The organism is Buttiauxella sp. WJP83 (assembly GCF_027594725.1).
GTDB lineage: Bacteria > Pseudomonadota > Gammaproteobacteria > Enterobacterales > Enterobacteriaceae > Buttiauxella > Buttiauxella selenatireducens.
Genome location: NZ_CP110080.1, coordinates 1,497,882 through 1,516,341 on the forward strand (window position 1 = coordinate 1,497,882; position 18,460 = coordinate 1,516,341).

Genomic DNA, 18,460 nt, shown 5'->3' on the forward strand with positions numbered 1-18,460 from the left:
AATAATCAGGCAGGGTGTATGGAGAGAAACGTAACGCTGGATTTTGTCCGTGGCGTCGCTATTCTCGGCATTCTGCTGCTTAATATCGTGGCCTTCGGTTTACCTAAGGCTGCGTATCTCAATCCCGCATGGTCCGGTGCAATTACCGACCGCGACGCCTGGACATGGGCAATTCTTGATCTTTTTGCTCAGGTTAAATTCCTCACCTTATTCGCTCTGTTATTTGGCGCAGGCCTGCAGATGTTGTTACATCGCGGCAAACGCTGGATCCAGTCGCGTCTGACGCTATTAGTCCTGCTCGGTTTCATACACGCTATCTTCTTGTGGGATGGCGATATATTGCTGGCCTACGGACTGGTCGGGCTGGTGTGCTGGCGCTTGATTCGTGACGCACCGGGTATTCGTTCGCTGTTTAATACAGGCGTATTGTTGTATCTCACCGGCATTGGTGTGCTGTTGTTGCTGGGCTTGATCTCGGGGGATGCGGCAAACCGTTCGTGGGTTCCGGATGCAGCTAATGTGCAGTATGAGCAATGGTGGAAACTCAATGGCGGCAGCGAGGCTATCAGTAATCGCATTGACTTACTCTCCTCGAATTTGGTGGCGCTAGGCGCACAATACGGCTGGCAACTGGCCGGGATGATGCTGCTGGGGGCGTCATTAATGCGTAGCGGCTGGTTGCGAGGGACGTTCAGTTTGCATCATTACCGCCGCACCGGTTTGTGGCTCATCATCGTCGGGTTGTTAATCAATATTCCAGCTATTTACGCCCAGTGGCACCTCGGCTGGACGTATCGCTGGTGCGCTTTCTTGTTGCAGGCACCGCGGGAATTGAGTGCGCCGTTTCAAACTATCGGTTATGCCGCGCTGGCATTTGGTTATTGGCCGCAGCTTTCGCGTTTGCGCGTCGTCAACGCGGTGGCACATGTTGGGCGCATGGCACTGTCGAATTACCTGCTGCAAACACTGATATGCACCACTTTCTTCTTCCATATGAATGGGTACATGAAGTTTGACCGCCTCTCCCTGTTGGCGTTTGTGCCGTTCGTCTGGGCAATCAACATTCTGTTCTCTCTTCTGTGGTTGCGTTACTTCCGCCAGGGACCGGTTGAGTGGTTGTGGCGGCAGCTAACCGCCCGCGCTGCCGGGGTCTCCCTGAAGCATCCAGCAAGATAATGATATACATCACAAACGTTAACGAATTGTATGTAACCGTTTTCATTGATGTGATCATCCTCACGTAGTCATTCCTGAGTCGCTGCCAGAATACTCACCTAGCCAAATACAGGGTGTATTCATGAGACTAACTCCTCTTTCGACTGGTGAAAAAAATGATCACCATTCGTGACGTTGCCCGCATCGCCGGTGTCTCAGTGGCGACCGTTTCCCGTGTACTTAATAACAGCGCGCTCGTCAGTGCGGACACCCGTGAAAATGTCATGCAGGCGGTGTCGCAGCTGGGATATCGGCCAAACGCCAACGCCCAGGCGTTAGCAACGCAGGTCAGCGACACCATCGGCGTCGTGGTGATGGATGTGTCTGACCCGTTCTTTGGCGCACTGGTTAAAGCAGTGGATGTTGTGGCGCAGCAACACAACAAATATGTGCTTATCGGCAACAGTTATCACCAGGAAGAAAAAGAGCGTCATGCCATTGAGGTGTTGATTCGCCAACGCTGTAACGCATTGATTGTTCATGCTAAAGCACTTAGCGATCAAGAGTTAGGTGAGTTCCTCGATCACATTCCAGGCATGGTATTGGTTAACCGCATTGTTCCGGGCTACGAGCACAGATGCGTGGGTCTCGATAACGTCAGCGGTGCGTTGATGGCAACGCGAATGCTGTTTAATCAAGGTCATCAACGCATTGGCTATCTGGCATCCAGCCACGCGATTGAAGATAACGCACAGCGCCGGGAAGGGTGGATGCGCGGTATGACGGAGCAGGGCATTACACCGCCAGAAAGCTGGGTCGGCGTGGGCTCGCCCGATATGCAGGGTGGTGAAGCGGCAATGGTGGAATTACTGGGCCGCAACCTGCAACTCAGTGCGGTGTTTGCTTACAACGACAGCATGGCGGCTGGTGCGTTAACTGCCCTGAAAGACAACGGGATTGTCGTGCCACACCATGTTTCAGTGATTGGTTTTGATGACATTCCTATCGCGCGTTACACCGATCCACAGCTGACAACAGTGCGTTACCCCATTGTTTCAATGGCGCGACTGGCCACTGAGCTGGCGTTACAGGGCGCAGCAGGAACGCTCGATAATGGTGCAACACACTGTTTTATGCCGACTTTGGTACGTCGTCATTCAGTGGCTCCACGGCAAATTGCGGCATCGATCACTCTCTGAACAAAGTCTTTTATGTAACCGGTTTCAATTTGTGAGTAAATTCACAGTTAATTAACATTGCGATGACTATGATGTCAGCGTTTTATCAGTTGAAACTATATGTAACGGTGATTAATCAGTTTATGTATAGGTGATCAGCCAAAAACTATCAATAAAAGCAGTTACGGATCGTTATTGAACACGGAAGAGTTTTTTAATATAGAAAATTTTCGGCTTTCAGTAACGTTTTCATAACAATGCTGCCTGCCTGAATACCACTAAGAACTACCCTGCAAAAAACCGGAGATACCATGAATAAGAAGGTTTTGACACTGTCCGCCGTTATGTCTTGCATGTTGTTTGGTGCAGCCGCTCATGCTGCTGATACCCGTATTGGTGTGACCATTTACAAATACGACGATAACTTCATGTCTGTGGTTCGCAAAGCGATTGAGAAAGACGCAAAAGCTTCACCAGGCGTAGAACTGCTGATGAACGACTCCCAGAACGACCAGTCCAAGCAGAACGATCAGATTGACGTGCTGTTGGCTAAAGGCGTTAAAGCGCTGGCAATCAACCTGGTTGACCCAGCAGCAGCGGGTACCGTTATCGAAAAAGCTCGTGGTCAGAACATTCCAATTGTGTTCTACAACAAAGAACCTTCGCGTAAAGCACTGGATAGCTACGACAAAGCTTACTACGTAGGGACTGATTCTAAAGAATCAGGCATCATTCAGGGCGACCTGATTGCTAAACATTGGGCGGCTAACCCAGCATGGGATCTGAACAAAGATGGTCAGATTCAATTCGTTCTGCTGAAAGGCGAACCAGGCCACCCGGATGCTGAAGCACGTACCACCTATGTCATTAAAGAGCTGAATACCAAAGGCCTGAAAACTCAACAGCTGCAGTTAGATACTGCAATGTGGGACACCGCTCAGGCGAAAGATAAGATGGACGCATGGTTGTCCGGCCCGAACGCTAACAAAATCGAAGTGGTCATTGCCAACAATGATGCGATGGCAATGGGTGCAGTTGAAGCGCTGAAAGCGCACAACAAATCTTCTATTCCAGTATTTGGTGTAGATGCCCTGCCAGAAGCGTTGGCCTTGGTTAAATCTGGCGCAATGGCCGGTACCGTTCTGAACGATGCTAACAACCAGGCTAAAGCCACCTTCGATCTGGCTAAAAACCTGGCCGATGGTAAGCCTGCTGCTGAAGGCACTAAGTGGAAAATTGAGAACAAAATCGTTCGTATCCCTTATGTCGGTGTTGATCAAAGCAACCTGGCTGAATTTACAAATAAATAAGTAATGTAGTTGGTTTACACCGGGCGCGTTATGCGCCCGGATTTGGGCCTGATACTCAGTGACATAGGTATAACTATGGTCGACAATACTATAAATTCGTCGTCGGAATATTTGTTGGAAATGACCAACATTAATAAATCATTCCCCGGCGTTAAGGCACTGGATAATGTTAATTTAAAAGTTCGTCCTCACTCCATTCACGCATTAATGGGAGAGAACGGTGCAGGTAAATCAACATTATTAAAATGCCTATTTGGGATCTACAGCAAAGATTCCGGCAGCATCCTTTTTCAGGGAAATGAAGTTAACTTCGCCAGCACCAAAGAAGCGTTGGAAAACGGTATTTCTATGGTGCACCAGGAATTAAACCTGGTTTTACAACGTACCGTAATGGATAACATGTGGCTGGGTCGTTACCCAACCAAAGGTGTATTTGTCGACCAGGACAAAATGTACCGTGATACCAAACACATTTTCGATGAGCTGGATATTGATATTGATCCGCGCGCCCGCGTTGGCACGCTGTCAGTGTCGCAAATGCAGATGATCGAGATTGCTAAAGCGTTTTCTTACAATGCCAAAATTGTCATCATGGATGAACCAACATCCTCGCTGACAGAAAAGGAAGTTAACCACCTTTTCAAAATCATTCGTAAATTAAAAGAACGTGGCTGCGGTATCGTTTATATCTCTCACAAAATGGAAGAAATCTTCCAACTGTGTGATGAAATTACTATTTTACGTGACGGACAGTGGATTGCCACCCAGCCTTTAGAAGGGCTGGATATGGATAAGATCATCTCTATGATGGTTGGCCGCTCGTTAAACCAGCGCTTCCCGACAAAAGAAAACGTGCCGGGTGAAGTGATTATGGAAGTCCGTAATCTCACCTCTTTGCGTCAGCCATCGATTCGCGATGTTTCCTTTGATTTGCATAAAGGGGAGATTCTCGGGATTGCCGGTCTGGTCGGTGCAAAACGTACTGATATTGTTGAAACACTTTTTGGTATCCGCGAAAAGTCAGACGGTACTATTACGTTGCACGGCAAAAAAATTAATAACCATACCGCGAATGAAGCTATTAACCACGGTTTTGCGTTGGTTACTGAAGAACGCCGTTCCACCGGTATTTACGCGTACCTCGATATTGGCTTTAACTCGCTGATTTCTAATATTCGCAATTATAAAAACAAAGTGGGTTTGCTGGATAATTCGCGCATGAAAAGCGATACCCAATGGGTAATCGACTCAATGCGTGTCAAAACACCCGGTCACCGCACTGCAATTGGTTCACTGTCAGGTGGTAACCAACAGAAAGTGATTATCGGCCGTTGGTTATTAACCCAGCCAGAAATTTTAATGTTAGATGAGCCAACGCGTGGGATTGATGTTGGGGCTAAGTTTGAAATTTATCAGCTCATTGCTGAACTGGCCAAAAAAGGGAAAGGAATCATTATTATTTCGTCCGAAATGCCAGAGTTGTTAGGGATTACAGATCGTATCCTGGTAATGAGTAATGGTCTCGTTGCCGGAATTGTAGACACTAAAACAACCACGCAGAACGAAATATTACGTCTTGCGTCTGTGCACCTTTGATAATTTAGGGGCTATTAAAATGAGTGCGTTAAATAAGAAAAGTTTTCTAACTTATCTGAAAGAAGGCGGCATTTATGTCGTATTGCTGGTGCTACTGGCGATTATTATTTTCCAGGATCCAACGTTTTTAAGCTTAATGAACTTAAGTAACATCCTGACTCAATCTTCGGTGCGTATCATTATTGCACTGGGTGTGGCAGGGCTGATTGTGACTCAGGGTACTGACCTTTCAGCGGGTCGTCAGGTGGGGCTGGCTGCGGTTGTTTCTGCGACCTTCTTGCAGTCGATGGAAAACGTGAACAAAGTTTTCCCTGATATGCAAACCATGCCAATTCCATTGGTTATCCTGATCGTGTGTGCTATCGGCGCAATCATTGGTCTGGTGAACGGTATAATCATCGCATACCTGAACGTGACGCCGTTTATCACCACATTGGGCACGATGATCATCGTTTACGGTATCAACTCCCTGTACTACGACTTTGTTGGCGCATCACCAATTGCGGGGTTCGATAGCGGCTTCTCGACCTTTACCCAGGGCTTTATCAAGATGGGTAACTTTAAGCTCTCGTACATTACGTTCTACGCGTTGATTGCGATTGGCTTTGTCTGGATTCTGTGGAATAAAACGCGCTTTGGTAAGAACATCTTTGCCATCGGTGGTAACCCTGAAGCGGCTAAAGTTTCTGGTGTTAACGTTGCCCTGAACTTGATCATGATTTATGCGCTGTCTGGTGTGTTCTACGCCTTCGGCGGGATGCTGGAAGCCGGGCGTATCGGTTCTGCAACCAACAACCTTGGCTTCATGTACGAACTGGATGCGATTGCAGCGTGCGTCGTTGGCGGCGTGTCGTTCAGCGGCGGTGTGGGTACGGTAGTGGGTGTGGTGACCGGTGTTATCATCTTCACCGTCATCAACTACGGCCTGACGTATATCGGCGTGAACCCTTACTGGCAGTACATTATTAAGGGTGCGATTATTATCTTCGCGGTGGCACTGGATTCACTGAAATACGCGCGTAAGAAGTAATACCCTTCATACTTCAAGTTGCATGTGCGTTGGCTGCACTCACTCACCCCAGTCACTTACTCAAGTAAGCTCCTGGGGATTCCTGAGTTTGCCGCCTTCCTGCAACTCGAATTATTTTGGGTAGATTGAAGCCTTCCGATCTGGAAGGCTTTTTTATTTCTTCTCTTCTTTCTGCAATTCGAGCAATTGCTCAGGCGTTACAGCTGGATAAGCTTGCGCATCTTCCGGTACTTCATGCATTGCAGGGATCGGCACCAGAGGCCCAAGAAAACGCGGTTCACGCTTGAATATGTACAAATCCGCCAGCGCCCCTAAACGAGCGCCAAACTCGCGAACACGCACAGTCATCATATTTTTAGGTGAAGGAACGGCATAACACTGCGCCTGGATCCCCATATGCAGGGCGATAAACAACGCACGTTCGCAATGGAAACGCTGAGTGATAATGATGAAATCGTTGGTATCAAAGACCTTGCGGGTACGAACGATGGAGTCCAGAGTTCGAAATCCGGCGTAATCCAGCACGATATCGGCCGGGTCAACACCACCGGCAATCAAATCTTTACGCATCGTCATGGGTTCGTTGTAACTTTGCAGCGCATTATCGCCACTTAACAGCAAGTAGTTCACTTTACCGCTGTTATAAGCGTTTAACGCACCCTGGATACGATATTGATAGTACTGGTTAATCACACCAGTCCGGTAATACTTGGCGGTTCCGAGCACCACACCGACCTGGCGATACGGTAAATCTTGCAGATCGTCGTAGACGTAAGGTGCGGTTTTCCAGCTTATCCAGCGGTCAAGACAAAGCGCAGCTACCACAGCCAATCCGATTATGACCAACAGGCTATAAAACACGCGCTTCAACATGGACTTGCGGCTCAATAAAGGGAGGGAATTTTATTCAAGGCTACTTTACCTGGTGGTGAAGAGCAAGTGTATCCCCTTCGTCTTTCAAGCTGCATGTGCGTTGGCTGCGTTCAATCGCCCAAATCACTTACTCAAGTAAGCTCATTGGGACTCTTTCACTTGCCGCCTTCCTGCAACTCGAAATCCATTGGGTATATCAGCGATGCGGGCGGTTTCACGCCCGCAACGCACTTATTAATTTAACAAGGTGCGATCGATGTTCATGCAGCCCAGCGCTTTGAGTGTCGCAGCGGTGGCGTCCCACTGTGTCAATGGTGCATCAGCTTTTTCAGCAAGGATGGCACGCTGAATATCGTTATAGTCGTAACCCGACAGGCTTAACAGATTCAGCGCCGCTTGCAGTGGCGGCAGGGAAGGGTTGAATGCCGCATTTTCTGCATAGCTGCCTTTGAAAATCGTCCCGTCACGCATTTCCAGCGCAACACCTGAAGGTGCATTGCTGTACGGCGCATGGCTGCGGTTTGCCGCTGTAATGGCGGCCTTGCTTAACTCATCGCCCTGCAAGGCAAAACCATGATCCATTTCATCCAGCAGCAGGGTTTTGATTTCTAAATCACGTGGGCCAAATGCATCAGGCAGATAATCGCCGAGGGTGGCAGGATTACGGCCCGGCAAATTAATGCGCAGTGCCACACCGCTATTCAGTTCATTCATAAACTGGCGGCAGTGGCCACAAGGCGTGTAGTTAACGGTAATGGCGGAAAGGGCTTTTTCACCGCGCATCCACGCGTGGGTAATGGCGCTCTGCTCGGCATGAACGGTCTGCTGCATGGTGGTGCCAGGAAACTCCATATTGCCACCAAAATAAAGATTACCGCTTACGCCGCGGGCTACGGCGCCCACGTAGAACTTTGATAAATCAGCACGGGCACATGAAGCGGCGAGTGGCAATAATGCAAAAGCCAATGCATCGTCATCCAGCCCGGTCTGAGCTTTCAATGATTCGACTTCTGACGCACTAAACATTGCCGGGAAATGAGCATCAGTAAGCAAAGGTTGCAGAGCGGCTTGCAGTGAAGCCGGGAGTTGTGCGAGAGCTGCCTGAAAACGTGAGCGCATTGGAAGAGCCTCATAACAAGTAATTGAGCTGTCTTTATTGATCGACAGTTTACGGGTCTGCATAGGCTTTATATGTGATCTTTATCCAATTACAAATGCAACATATGAAATAAAGAATGAAAATGCGCGATCTCTCGCAAGTTTTAACCCACAACCGCCAAAATAACAGGGAACAGGAACGGGGCAATCAGTGACGTGATGATGCCGCAAATCACCAGTGCCAATGAACTAAACGCACCCTCCTGGAAATCCACTTCCGCGCAACGAGCGGTGCCCAGGGCGTGTGAAGCCGCGCCCATCGCCAGCCCTCGCGACGATTTAGTCGTAATACGCATCAGATTTAACAACGTATGACCAAACACGGCCCCCAGAATACCGACGAAGATCACGCAAACTGCGCTAATTGCCGGAATACCACCAATGCTTCCGCCAACGGCCATGGCAATCGGTGTGGTGACTGATTTAGGCAGGATTGATGCGGCAATTTGTGGTGTTGCGCCCATCAGCAGTGCCACAGACGTACCGGTAATCATCGCTACCATGCTGCCAATAAAGCAGATAGTGATAATTGATTTCCAACGAGCGCGGATCTGGTGAAGCTGTTCGTAAAGAGGGAAGGCGAGAGCAACAACTGCGGGTTGCAACAAGTCATTCAATATTTTACTGCCTTCGAAATAATGTTCGTAAGGCGTACGGGTGAATACCAGGATTGGAATGATCACAATCATGGATATCAGAAGCGGATTCAGGATCGGCGATTTATAACGTACAGCGACCTGCCGGGCGAGGAAGAAAGTCACCAGTGTTAAGGGTAAAGACCACCAAATATGATGCATCATTTTTCGTCACCCTCGCGTTCACCAACCACATTACGTTCGCCATGGATTAAATGGGAACTCCAACTCACCACCACTAACACCACCAACGTACTGATAAAACATGACACCACCACCGGGCCAAATTGCTGTTTTATCACATCGACATATTGCATAACGCCAACGCCAATCGGCACAAACAACAACGCCATATTACGAATTAATATCTGGCAACCAGGCTTAACCCATTTAGCGGGAACGATTTGCAGTGAGAGCAAAACAAACAGAATTAGCATGCCAATAATACTGCCGGGAATAGTAATAGGAAGCAGTGATGAAATAGCAATGCCTGCATATAAACATATGTAAATTAAGATAAATGCCCGCAGGTACTGCCATATTGCGGTAAATGAGTTACGCATAGTGATTACCTTTTAGAAAACGCATTCATCATACAATTAAACTCAAAAATGTGCTACCGGTCACATCATGAATTATTAGCATACCAAACATTCCTGATGGGAACGTTTATACCCTTCATTCTTCAAGCCGTAGGTGCGTTGACTGCGCCCGCGCGCCCCAGTCACATAGTTAGCTATGCTCCTGGGGACTTACGGCCTGGTAGCCTTCCTGCAACTTGAATTATTTCGGGTATAACAAGATGCTGTTTTTCAGGTATAAAAAAAGCGGCCCGAGGGCCGCTTTCAAAAGGGTAATCTTCGCTTAGTTCAAACGCACCGGCATACCGGAACGGCTCTGAATCGCTTGATCCAATACGGTGCTATCAACGTCTGGCTGAGCGGTGATGGCTGTAACGTTGTTTTTCAGCGTGATTGGAACAATTTCACGAGAGTTGAACTGCGCTTCAGTTGTAGACAGTGGGTTGTGCACTTCAATGTAGCGCGAACCATCTGGCTCAACGGTGGCTTTAACCGGTTCGTTGATGAACTGAACACGCGTACCGACCGGCACTTTTTCGAACAGGAATTTGATGTCTTCGTTACGCAGACGCACACAACCGTGGCTCACGCGCAGGCCGATACCAAAGTTCGCGTTGGTGCCGTGAATCGCGTACAGACGACCAATATACAGCGCATACAGACCCATAGGGTTGTCCGGGCCTGCGGGAACAACGGCTGGCAGTGGTGTACCTGCAGCAACATATTCCGCATGCATTTTCGCCGTCGGCGTCCAGGTTGGGCCTGCTTTTTTACGTTCTACTTTTGTCGTCCAGTTCATTGGGGTGTCTTTACCCAACTGACCGATACCGATCGGCAGCACGATAACCGTGTTGGTGCCAGCAGGGTAGTAGTAGAGACGCATCTCAGCGCTGTTGATGACGATACCTTCATGAACGGTGTCCGGCAGAATCAACTGCTGAGGAATGTTCAGGATAGTGCCAGCTTTTGGCAAGTACGGGTCAACACCAGGGTTGGCTTCCAACATGTTGGAAAGGCCCATCTGGTAACGTGCCGCGAATTCTTCCAGCGGTGCGGTGCTACCTTCAGGAATCGTGACAACCTGGTTTTGACCAATCAAACGGCTGCCATCAGTCGGCAGAGGATAGGTCACGGCAGAAGCTGTTTTGCTAAAAGACACGACAGCCACAAATGCCAGTAAAATAGTGCGTAATTTCATATTCATGGTATGCAAAGTATTTATGGCCATGCAGGCTAGTTAGTGAAGAAACGGAGCGGTTTAGCCGCGCATTATATGTGCATTCGCTCGACCAGGGAAATCAGATGTGGATTAAATCACATTTTTTTCCGCATTGATTATTTTATGACCAATGCATAAGCAGAGCGATCTGCACGTTGAGTTATGGCATAATGTGCCCGATCTCACATCTTAAATAATTCTTTTACCAGGACATCTCTGTGCTAGTTTCCAGTAACGTCACAATGCAGTTCGGCAGTAAGCCGCTGTTTGAAAATATTTCTGTCAAATTTGGCGGCGGCAACCGTTACGGCTTGATCGGCGCCAACGGTAGCGGCAAGTCTACCTTTATGAAGATCCTCGGTGGCGATTTAGAGCCAACGCTGGGCAACGTATCACTCGATCCGAACGAGCGTATCGGTAAATTGCGTCAGGATCAGTTCGCCTTTGAAAAATTCACCGTACTCGACACGGTGATCATGGGCCACGCAGAACTCTGGGAAGTGAAAGAAGAGCGCGACCGTATTTATGCGCTGCCAGAGATGAGCGAAGAAGATGGCTACAAAGTGGCTGATCTGGAAGTTCTGTACGGCGAAATGGATGGTTATACCGCTGAAGCACGCGCGGGCGAACTGCTGCTAGGTGTAGGCATTCCTGTAGAACAGCATTACGGCCCGATGAGCGAAGTGGCTCCAGGCTGGAAACTCCGCGTATTGCTGGCGCAGGCGCTGTTCTCAAACCCTGATATTCTGCTGCTCGATGAACCGACGAACAACCTGGACATCGACACCATTCGTTGGCTGGAAACGGTGCTCAACGAGCGCAACAGCACCATGATCATCATCTCGCACGACCGTCACTTCCTGAACATGGTGTGTACGCACATGGCGGATCTGGACTACGGCGAACTGCGCGTGTATCCGGGTAACTACGATGAATACATGACAGCTGCGACTCAGGCTCGTGAGCGTCTGTTGTCTGACAACGCGAAGAAAAAAGCGCAAATTGCTGACCTGCAATCCTTCGTTAGCCGCTTTAGCGCCAACGCATCGAAATCTCGCCAGGCGACTTCTCGTGCGCGTCAGATTGATAAAATCAAGCTTGATGAAGTGAAAGCATCAAGCCGTCAGAACCCGTTCATTCGCTTCGAGCAAGACAAGAAACTGTTCCGTAATGCTCTGGAAGTTGAAGGGCTGGCGAAAGGTTTCGATGACGGCCCGCTGTTCAAAGGCGTCAACATGCTGCTGGAAGTGGGTGAAAAGCTCGCTATCCTCGGGACGAACGGCGTGGGTAAATCTACCCTGCTTAAAACGCTGGTGGGCGAACATACTCCAGATGCTGGCACGGTGAAATGGTCTGAGAACGTACAGATTGGTTACTACGCGCAGGATCACGAGTACGAGTTTGAAAACAATCTGACCGTGTTCGACTGGATGAGCCAGTGGATGCAAGAAGGTGACGACGAGCAAGCGGTGCGCAGCATCCTGGGTCGTTTGTTGTTCAGTCAGGACGATATTAAAAAGCCTGCGAAGGTGCTGTCCGGTGGTGAAAAGGGCCGCATGTTGTTTGGTAAGTTAATGATGGAACGTCCAAACGTTCTGGTCATGGATGAACCAACAAACCACCTGGATATGGAATCTATCGAGTCGCTGAACATGGCGCTGGAAATGTACCCTGGTACGTTGATCTTCGTTTCTCACGACCGTGAATTTGTCAGCTCGTTGGCTACGCGTGTGATTGAGATTACGCCTGAGCGTGTGATTGACTTTACCGGTGGGTATGAAGATTACCTGCGTAGTAAAGGGATTGACGGTTAAGTTTTAATAAGCCCCTCACCCCGGCCCTCTCCCTCAAGGGATAGGGAGAAAACCGTCGATTCCCTCTCCTGGGGGAGAGGGTTAGGGTGAGGGCAAAACATTGACTACAGCACGAAGCAATCCTGCTCTTTCCCATCAACGACCAAACGGCGTTTTTCCCCCGCAGGCAGCGTCAACTTCATCTCTTTCCAGGCCGGTAGATAATCACCTTTACGGCTAAACACCACCTGAATTTCATCCGCCGTGCAGCGAATTTCCCAGTTCAGCCACAGCGCATTGCCTTGCTGGTAACCCCAGGATTCGCCGTCATCTTCAAACAGGCTACCGTGTGAAACGCCAGTTCCTTGCAGCGGATACACTTTCAGCTCGCGCACACTATCCGCTTTGGCATCCACATGCGTAATGCGAGCGCTGTGCGGCAGGGCAGCACCTGCGCGGACCAACAGCGGCAAGCGTTCCAGTGGCGCATCAACCACAATCGTCTGGCCGCCGCTATACCATTGGCCGGTGTAGTAGTCGTACCAACCCGCGCCGTTTTCAGGCAGCCATACTTCGCGCTGACGTTGACCCTCTACGACCACGCTTGCGACCAGCAAATCGCGGCCCAGCATAAAGTCGTCGCACTCTTCGAAGGTCTTGGCGTCGTGCTCATGGTCGAGGAAAGTGGAACGCAGCATCGGTTCGTCATCCGCATGCGCTTGCCACAACAGGGTGTAAAAATACGGCAACAGGCGATAACGCGTTTCGATGGCGCTACGAATCGCTGGAGTAATGGCCGGATACATCCACGGTTCATTCACCGTCTGGTCGTCGTTCCAGGAGTGAATCGTGAAGCGCGGGTGCATCACGCCGTTTTGTACCCAGCGCACAAACAGTTCGGCATCAGGTTTATCACCAGAGAAACCGCCGACATCGTGCCCCACGTTATACAAACCGGACAAACTCATACCCACGCCCATGCGGGTGTTATAGCGCAACGTCGTCCAGTTGGTGCGGTTATCACCGCTCCAGGTCTGCACATAACGCTGCATCCCGGCGCAACCGGAGCGTGAAATCAGATACGGGCGCTTTTCTGGCGCAAAGGTTTGCTGGGCTTCGAGCGAGGCACGCATCATCAGCAGCGGCATCACCGGGCGGATATTTTTGATGGCAATCTCTTCGCCAAAACCGTGGCAGCGCGCTTCACCATCCCACACTTCAAACTCGTTATTGTCATTCCACGTTGAACCGATGCCCATCTCAAGCAGCTGTGTGGTGACGCCATTTTTCCACCATTTCACCGTTTCAGGGTTGGTGAAATCAAGATGCGAGCCTTCATCATCCCAGAAGCTGGAACGCTCCGGTCCGTCCTGCTCGGAATCCTTAATAAACAGCCCACTCTCTGCCACTTCCGAATAGCGCGGATGATCCTGCAACAGGCACGGCTTGATGTTTGCAGCAAGCTTGATTCCAGCATCCAAAAACGCCTGGCTCATCACCTTCGGCTGCGGCACTTTGTCGTAGTTCCAGTTAAACACGTAGCGCTTATTGTTAATCGACGTGTAACCCGAGGACAGCTGGAACGAATCGCAAGGGATCGCGTGTTCGTTGCACAGGCGGATAAAGCTCATCAGCTGATTTTGTGCGTCCGGCGCGTCGGTGTAATGCATGGTGGAGCCGCTGTAACCGAGACTCCATTTTGGGCCAAACAGCGTTTTCCCGGTCAGGCGTACAAAGGCTTTAGTGACGTCTAAAACTTGAGGGCCGAGGAACAGGTAGTAATCGACGTCGCCAGACTCGGCCTGCCAGCGGCGATAGGGCAGGTGGTAGTTGTCAATTTCGTTGCCCAAGTCCAGCCAGCAACTGCTCAGGTTGTCGTAAAACATCCCGAAACTCACATCCGGACGCTTAGTGATGGTAAACGGAATATGCTTGTACAGTGGGTCGGTGGACTCGGCGTTATAGCCCATCGCATCCAGGTTACGCATTTCATAGCGTTTACCGGTACGCTGAAGTGGACCCGCTTTCTCACCCAGCCCGTAATAACGCTCATCTTTATAGCGACGCTGGTAATGCGCGACGCCGTCTCCGTGAGCATTCAACAGATAAGCGCTGGTTGGGCGGTCACTTGCCAGCGGCTGCCACTCAGAAGCCTCGTTGAGATATTCCCACTCTAGCCACAGCGGCTGGTGGACGGTTACGCGCAGCTTATCGGTGCCGATGCGCAGGGTTTCATCGCGTTCTTCGACAGTGAATCCCGGCAGAGCGAAACCTTCGAGACTTTCGCGATCGCGGCCTTCCCACGGCACGTCATTTTTCGGCGCGATGCTCCAGGTGCGGTTTAACGCCAGTTTGTTTTCGCGCTTAATCAGCACGCGGAACATGCCTTGCTCCAGCACGAACACATTCAGGCGATGTTTCCCATCCACGCTTAACTCAACGTGGTTGGCATCAGATTTTAACAGTGTCCAATTTTTCAGGGTTTTCATCGTTCACAATCCATCTATCAGGCGCGCTTAGCGCGGCGTTCAGCAATAAAAGAAACCAGGAATACAGCGCCAATCAGGTCAAAGAAGCCCATGGCGATAAACAGGGGGTTGTAGCCAATTTTGTCGGCGGTGACGCCAATCAACAGTGAGAACAAGAAGCTGGCTATCCAGGCGGCGGAGCCACGCATACCGTTAACCGTCGCCATCTGGCCTTTGTCGAAGGAGTCCACCACCAGAGCGCTCAACATGCAGGAGATAATCTGGTGCCCGAAGCCGCCAACAGAAATCAGCGCAATGGTGACGTACGGGTCTTTGGTGATGGCAACCAGTGCCAGGGAGATCATCAGGAATGCGCCCGTCACTGAACTGGCCACAATGGAGTTAGTGCGTGAGCAACCAAACCAGCGGGTATAAACCTTCGTCAGATAACCACTTGCTACGCTGCCGAGGTCGGCGGCGAGGAACGGTAACCAGGCGAACATGGCAATTTGTTTAAGGTCCATACCGCGTTCATTGGCCAGGTACAGCGGAACCCAGAAGCTCAACACCGCCCAGGCCGGTTCGGCCATGAAAGCCGGGATAGCGATACCGTAGAAACGTTTGTTTTTACCGACGGTTTTCAGAGCAGTCAGGAAAGGCAGTTTCACCGCAGCAGGTTCGTTATCCTGTTTGATAAACGCCAGTTCGTCTTTGCTGAGGTTCGGGTGTTGTTCCGGGTTGTGATAGAACACCCACCACAAAATGACCCATAACATGGCCAGCACACCGGTAAACATGAACGCGCCCTGCCAGCCGAAGGAGGCATGAGCAAAATAGACAATGGGCGGTGCGAGCATGGCACCAATCGAGAAGCCAACGCCCGCCCAGCCTGCGGCAATAGGACGTTCTTTTTTCGGGAACCATTCGCCGATGGTTTTGGCGTTTGCAGGGGTTGCTGCTGCTTCCGCGCCACCCATAAAGAAGCGCAAAATTGCCAGATGCAACCAGCTACCGGCACCCGCATGCATAATGCACACCACCGCCCAGATCCCCGCGCAAATCAGGAAGCCCAGCTTTAGACCAATCACATCAATCAGCCAGCCACAAATCGGTTGGAAGAGGGTATAAGCAAGCTGGAATGAGGCGACAATCCATGAATATTGTTCAGTAGTAATACCCAGACTGGATTTAAGCTCCGGGGCCAAAATACCTAACGAGTTACGGGTGATGTAGTTAACAGTAACGCCTAACAAGAACAGCACCAGAACCCACCAACGCAGGTTACGGACGGTGCGTTTGGCCTTAACGGCGGTCACACCAGGATTTATGCCATGACTCATTTCGTTCTCCACGTATTACCCTTCATTTTTATGCAGGGTAAATCGAATAATTTAAAAGTTTAAAAATACTTATGCTTTTGATTAATAATTATTTTATTGGTTAATCACCGCGAAATGGCAGGTTAAGATACGGCGATGGAAAGAGCGTAAAACAGTCAGAAAATGCCAGGTAGCGACTTTGATGAAAAATTTTTCATATGAAAGCGAAAATCGTGCGTTCGATAACGAAAACACCAGTGATTAAGCCATACACTTTGGTGTGAAAATTTTTTCATGGTCGAAATGGGCGCAGATCACAAAATGAGTAAAAAGCTAAAAATCGCCGAAATTGCTGCGGAAACCGGGCTTTCAATCAGCACGGTTTCCCGCGTGCTGGCGGGAAAATCAAACACCAGCGAACACGCCCGACAACAGGTTCTGAACTGCGCAGGGCAAAAAGGCGTGCTTGAGGGCATGGCAGCAGGGCGCATGTTGCTTAATAGTTTGGTGGTTTTTGCTCCACAGCGCGCTTTTGATGAGCGCTCTGATGTCTTTTATTATCGTGTGATTCAGGGGCTGACAAAGGCGCTCTTACCCCATGAAGTTCGGCTGCGTTACTGTGCGCTTGAAGAGAACGACAGTGACGCAAATATGTTCCTGAACAAAATGAATGAGGTGGAAACGGAAGCCGCGATCCTGCTGGGCATAGACGATCCTCATATTCACGATCTGGCGGTGGATCTCGGTAAACCTTGCGTGTTGATTAACTGCCGGGATCGCAAAATGCGCCTGCCGGGCGTCGCGCCGGATCACCAGTTAATTGGTGACTTTGCCGCGAGTTATCTGTTTGAGCAGGGCCACAAAGAGGTGGTGACCTTGCTGTGCTTGCGCCGTTACACCATGGAGTTACGTCTTGCAGGGATACGCGATGCCTGGGACGCCAGTAATCTGCAATTTGATGACTCACGCCATCTGATTACCGCGCAAAGTTTTAGCGCCAAAGAGAGTGAAAAATTAATCAGCGATTTTCTGGCGGCAACTCCCCGTCATTTGTTGCCAACAGCGCTGCTGGTTGGGGGGGATTTTATGGCGGCGGGAGCGGTAAGTGCGCTGCAAAATGCAGGATTGCGCGTACCGCATGATATTTCAGTGATGAGTATCGACGGCTTTAACTTGGCGGCGATCCACGATGTACCGCTGACTTCAGTGCATGTTCCACGCGACCAACTGGGTGAAGAAGCGGTGCATATTCTCCAGCAACGCTTAATCCGCCCGGATGCGCCAGTCGGGAACTTACTGCTAAACGGTACGCTGATGGTGCGCGATTCAGTGCGCCGTATTCGCTCAAACAAAAGCCATACGGCGGTCAGTAGCGTGGGGCTTTATGACGAGTGAGATCCGCATACTTCACATTGCGGATTGCGCGGCAGTTTCATCTCGCGGAACTGGCAGGTCATCGCATCGTACATCACAATTTTGCCTGCGGCAGGCGTGCCGTAATGTGCCAGCAGTTTGATGGCTTCCATCGCCTGCAATGAGCCGATGACGCCGACGAGCGGTGCCATGACGCCCGCTTCCACGCAGGTCAGTGCGTTTTCACCGAATAGACGGCTCAGGCAGCGATAACAGGGTTCGTCATCCTGATAGGTGAAGACGCTGATTTGCCCTTCCATACGAATCGCCGCGCCCGAAACCAACGGTTTTTTTAGTGTGAAACAGCACTGATTGAGTTGGTTGCGGATGGCCACGTTATCGGTGCAATCCATCACCAGATCGTGGCGGGAGATGAGTTCCAGCAGTTGCGGCTCATCAAGTAGCGCATTGATCGTTTCAATCTGAATATGCGGATTGATCGCCGCCAACGCAGCTTTAGCTGAATCCACTTTCGGCTGCCCAATCGCGGCATCATGGTGAAGCGTCTGGCGCTGCAAATTGGACAGCGCCACGGTATCAAAATCTAACAATGTTAGATGCCCGACACCCGCCGCAGCCAGATACGGTGCGGCTGCGCACCCCAGGCCGCCGAGCCCAACAATCAACACGCGTGCGGCTTTCAACGCTTCCTGGCCGTCAAAATCAAAACCGCGCAAAATAATCTGCCGGTTGTAGCGCAGCATTTCCTGATCGCTAAGTTCAGCGTGCATG

15 protein-coding genes are annotated in these 18,460 nt (G+C 50.2%); 7 read left to right on the plus strand and 8 right to left on the minus strand.

All coding sequences use genetic code 11. The features are described from left to right. Positions 1-18: 18 nt before the first annotated feature. The 5 genes from yeiB (at position 19) to mglC (ending at position 6,269) form a co-directional block, all read left to right on the plus strand. A complete protein-coding gene (gene yeiB, locus OH773_RS06995) occupies positions 19-1,176 on the plus strand; it encodes a DUF418 domain-containing protein YeiB (protein WP_270144254.1) in 1,158 nt (385 codons plus the stop codon). A 155-nt stretch (positions 1,177-1,331) separates the two neighbouring features. Continuing rightward, a complete protein-coding gene (gene galS / locus OH773_RS07000; RefSeq protein WP_270144256.1) occupies positions 1,332-2,354 on the plus strand; it encodes an HTH-type transcriptional regulator GalS in 1,023 nt (340 codons plus the stop codon). A 290-nt stretch (positions 2,355-2,644) separates the two neighbouring features. Next, a complete protein-coding gene (mglB, locus tag OH773_RS07005; protein WP_270144258.1) occupies positions 2,645-3,643 on the plus strand; it encodes a galactose/glucose ABC transporter substrate-binding protein MglB in 999 nt (332 codons plus the stop codon). Between the two features lie 75 nt (positions 3,644-3,718). Beyond that, a complete protein-coding gene (gene mglA / locus OH773_RS07010; RefSeq protein ID WP_270144259.1) occupies positions 3,719-5,239 on the plus strand; it encodes a galactose/methyl galactoside ABC transporter ATP-binding protein MglA in 1,521 nt (506 codons plus the stop codon). 19 nt (positions 5,240-5,258) lie between these two features. Next, positions 5,259-6,269 (plus strand): galactose/methyl galactoside ABC transporter permease MglC, encoded by a 1,011-nt coding sequence (gene mglC, locus OH773_RS07015; protein WP_270144261.1) that lies wholly within the window; start codon positions 5,259-5,261, stop codon positions 6,267-6,269. Positions 6,270-6,422: 153 nt separating this feature from the next. Here mglC and sanA read toward each other — a convergent pair whose 3' ends face one another. The 5 genes from sanA to ldtB all read right to left on the minus strand — a co-directional run bounded on the left by sanA (position 6,423) and on the right by ldtB (position 10,720). Continuing rightward, positions 6,423-7,142, minus strand: coding sequence for an outer membrane permeability protein SanA (gene sanA, locus OH773_RS07020; protein ID WP_183269921.1), 720 nt, complete (start codon positions 7,140-7,142; stop codon positions 6,423-6,425). Positions 7,143-7,376: 234 nt separating this feature from the next. Next, a complete protein-coding gene (gene cdd, locus OH773_RS07025; protein ID WP_270144264.1) occupies positions 7,377-8,261 on the minus strand; it encodes a cytidine deaminase in 885 nt (294 codons plus the stop codon). A gap of 143 nt (positions 8,262-8,404) precedes the next feature. Beyond that, positions 8,405-9,100 carry a CidB/LrgB family autolysis modulator gene (locus OH773_RS07030; protein ID WP_270144267.1) on the minus strand — a complete coding sequence of 232 codons (696 nt, stop codon included), beginning with the start codon at positions 9,098-9,100 and terminating at the stop codon, positions 8,405-8,407. Beyond that, the gene (locus tag OH773_RS07035) at positions 9,097-9,498 is read right to left on the minus strand and encodes a CidA/LrgA family protein (protein WP_270144270.1); all 402 of its coding nucleotides are present in this window, start codon (positions 9,496-9,498) and stop codon (positions 9,097-9,099) included. The genes OH773_RS07030 and OH773_RS07035 overlap by 4 nt, the downstream gene beginning before the upstream one ends. A 301-nt stretch (positions 9,499-9,799) precedes the next feature. Then, complete coding sequence (gene ldtB / locus OH773_RS07040) at positions 9,800-10,720, minus strand: L,D-transpeptidase (protein WP_270144272.1); 921 nt, start codon at positions 10,718-10,720, stop codon at positions 9,800-9,802. A gap of 233 nt (positions 10,721-10,953) precedes the next feature. Between ldtB and OH773_RS07045 the strand changes: the two genes are divergently transcribed. Next, positions 10,954-12,549: an ABC-F family ATPase gene (locus tag OH773_RS07045; RefSeq protein WP_183269916.1), complete on the plus strand. Its 1,596-nt coding sequence runs from the start codon at positions 10,954-10,956 to the stop codon at positions 12,547-12,549. Positions 12,550-12,653: 104 nt separating this feature from the next. Here the strand turns inward: OH773_RS07045 and OH773_RS07050 are convergent, their stop codons facing one another. Both OH773_RS07050 and OH773_RS07055 read right to left on the minus strand, forming a co-directional pair. Next, positions 12,654-15,017: a glycoside hydrolase family 31 protein gene (locus OH773_RS07050; protein WP_270144274.1), complete on the minus strand. Its 2,364-nt coding sequence runs from the start codon at positions 15,015-15,017 to the stop codon at positions 12,654-12,656. Between the two features lie 17 nt (positions 15,018-15,034). Beyond that, positions 15,035-16,336 (minus strand): MFS transporter, encoded by a 1,302-nt coding sequence (locus tag OH773_RS07055; RefSeq protein ID WP_270144276.1) that lies wholly within the window; start codon positions 16,334-16,336, stop codon positions 15,035-15,037. A gap of 300 nt (positions 16,337-16,636) precedes the next feature. Between OH773_RS07055 and OH773_RS07060 the strand changes: the two genes are divergently transcribed. Beyond that, the gene (locus tag OH773_RS07060) at positions 16,637-17,710 is read left to right on the plus strand and encodes a LacI family DNA-binding transcriptional regulator (protein WP_270144278.1); all 1,074 of its coding nucleotides are present in this window, start codon (positions 16,637-16,639) and stop codon (positions 17,708-17,710) included. Here OH773_RS07060 and moeB read toward each other — a convergent pair. Beyond that, positions 17,698-18,459: a molybdopterin-synthase adenylyltransferase MoeB gene (moeB, locus tag OH773_RS07065; protein ID WP_270144280.1), complete on the minus strand. Its 762-nt coding sequence runs from the start codon at positions 18,457-18,459 to the stop codon at positions 17,698-17,700. The two genes, OH773_RS07060 and moeB, sit on opposite strands and share 13 nt — an antisense overlap. Position 18,460 lies beyond the last annotated feature (1 nt).

Coding starts and splice junctions, on each gene's coding strand:
- sanA (WP_183269921.1), bottom strand. CDS start 7,142: ATGTTGAAGCGCGTGTTTTATAGCCTGTTGGTCATAATCGGATTGGCT.
- ldtB (WP_270144272.1), bottom strand. CDS start 10,720: ATGAATATGAAATTACGCACTATTTTACTGGCATTTGTGGCTGTCGTG.
- mglB (WP_270144258.1), top strand. CDS start 2,645: ATGAATAAGAAGGTTTTGACACTGTCCGCCGTTATGTCTTGCATGTTG.
- OH773_RS07035 (WP_270144270.1), bottom strand. CDS start 9,498: ATGCGTAACTCATTTACCGCAATATGGCAGTACCTGCGGGCATTTATC.
- mglA (WP_270144259.1), top strand. CDS start 3,719: ATGGTCGACAATACTATAAATTCGTCGTCGGAATATTTGTTGGAAATG.
- OH773_RS07055 (WP_270144276.1), bottom strand. CDS start 16,336: ATGAGTCATGGCATAAATCCTGGTGTGACCGCCGTTAAGGCCAAACGC.
- OH773_RS07050 (WP_270144274.1), bottom strand. CDS start 15,017: ATGAAAACCCTGAAAAATTGGACACTGTTAAAATCTGATGCCAACCAC.
- cdd (WP_270144264.1), bottom strand. CDS start 8,261: ATGCGCTCACGTTTTCAGGCAGCTCTCGCACAACTCCCGGCTTCACTG.
- mglC (WP_270144261.1), top strand. CDS start 5,259: ATGAGTGCGTTAAATAAGAAAAGTTTTCTAACTTATCTGAAAGAAGGC.
- OH773_RS07060 (WP_270144278.1), top strand. CDS start 16,637: ATGAGTAAAAAGCTAAAAATCGCCGAAATTGCTGCGGAAACCGGGCTT.
- yeiB (WP_270144254.1), top strand. CDS start 19: ATGGAGAGAAACGTAACGCTGGATTTTGTCCGTGGCGTCGCTATTCTC.
- moeB (WP_270144280.1), bottom strand. CDS start 18,459: ATGCACGCTGAACTTAGCGATCAGGAAATGCTGCGCTACAACCGGCAG.
- galS (WP_270144256.1), top strand. CDS start 1,332: ATGATCACCATTCGTGACGTTGCCCGCATCGCCGGTGTCTCAGTGGCG.
- OH773_RS07030 (WP_270144267.1), bottom strand. CDS start 9,100: ATGATGCATCATATTTGGTGGTCTTTACCCTTAACACTGGTGACTTTC.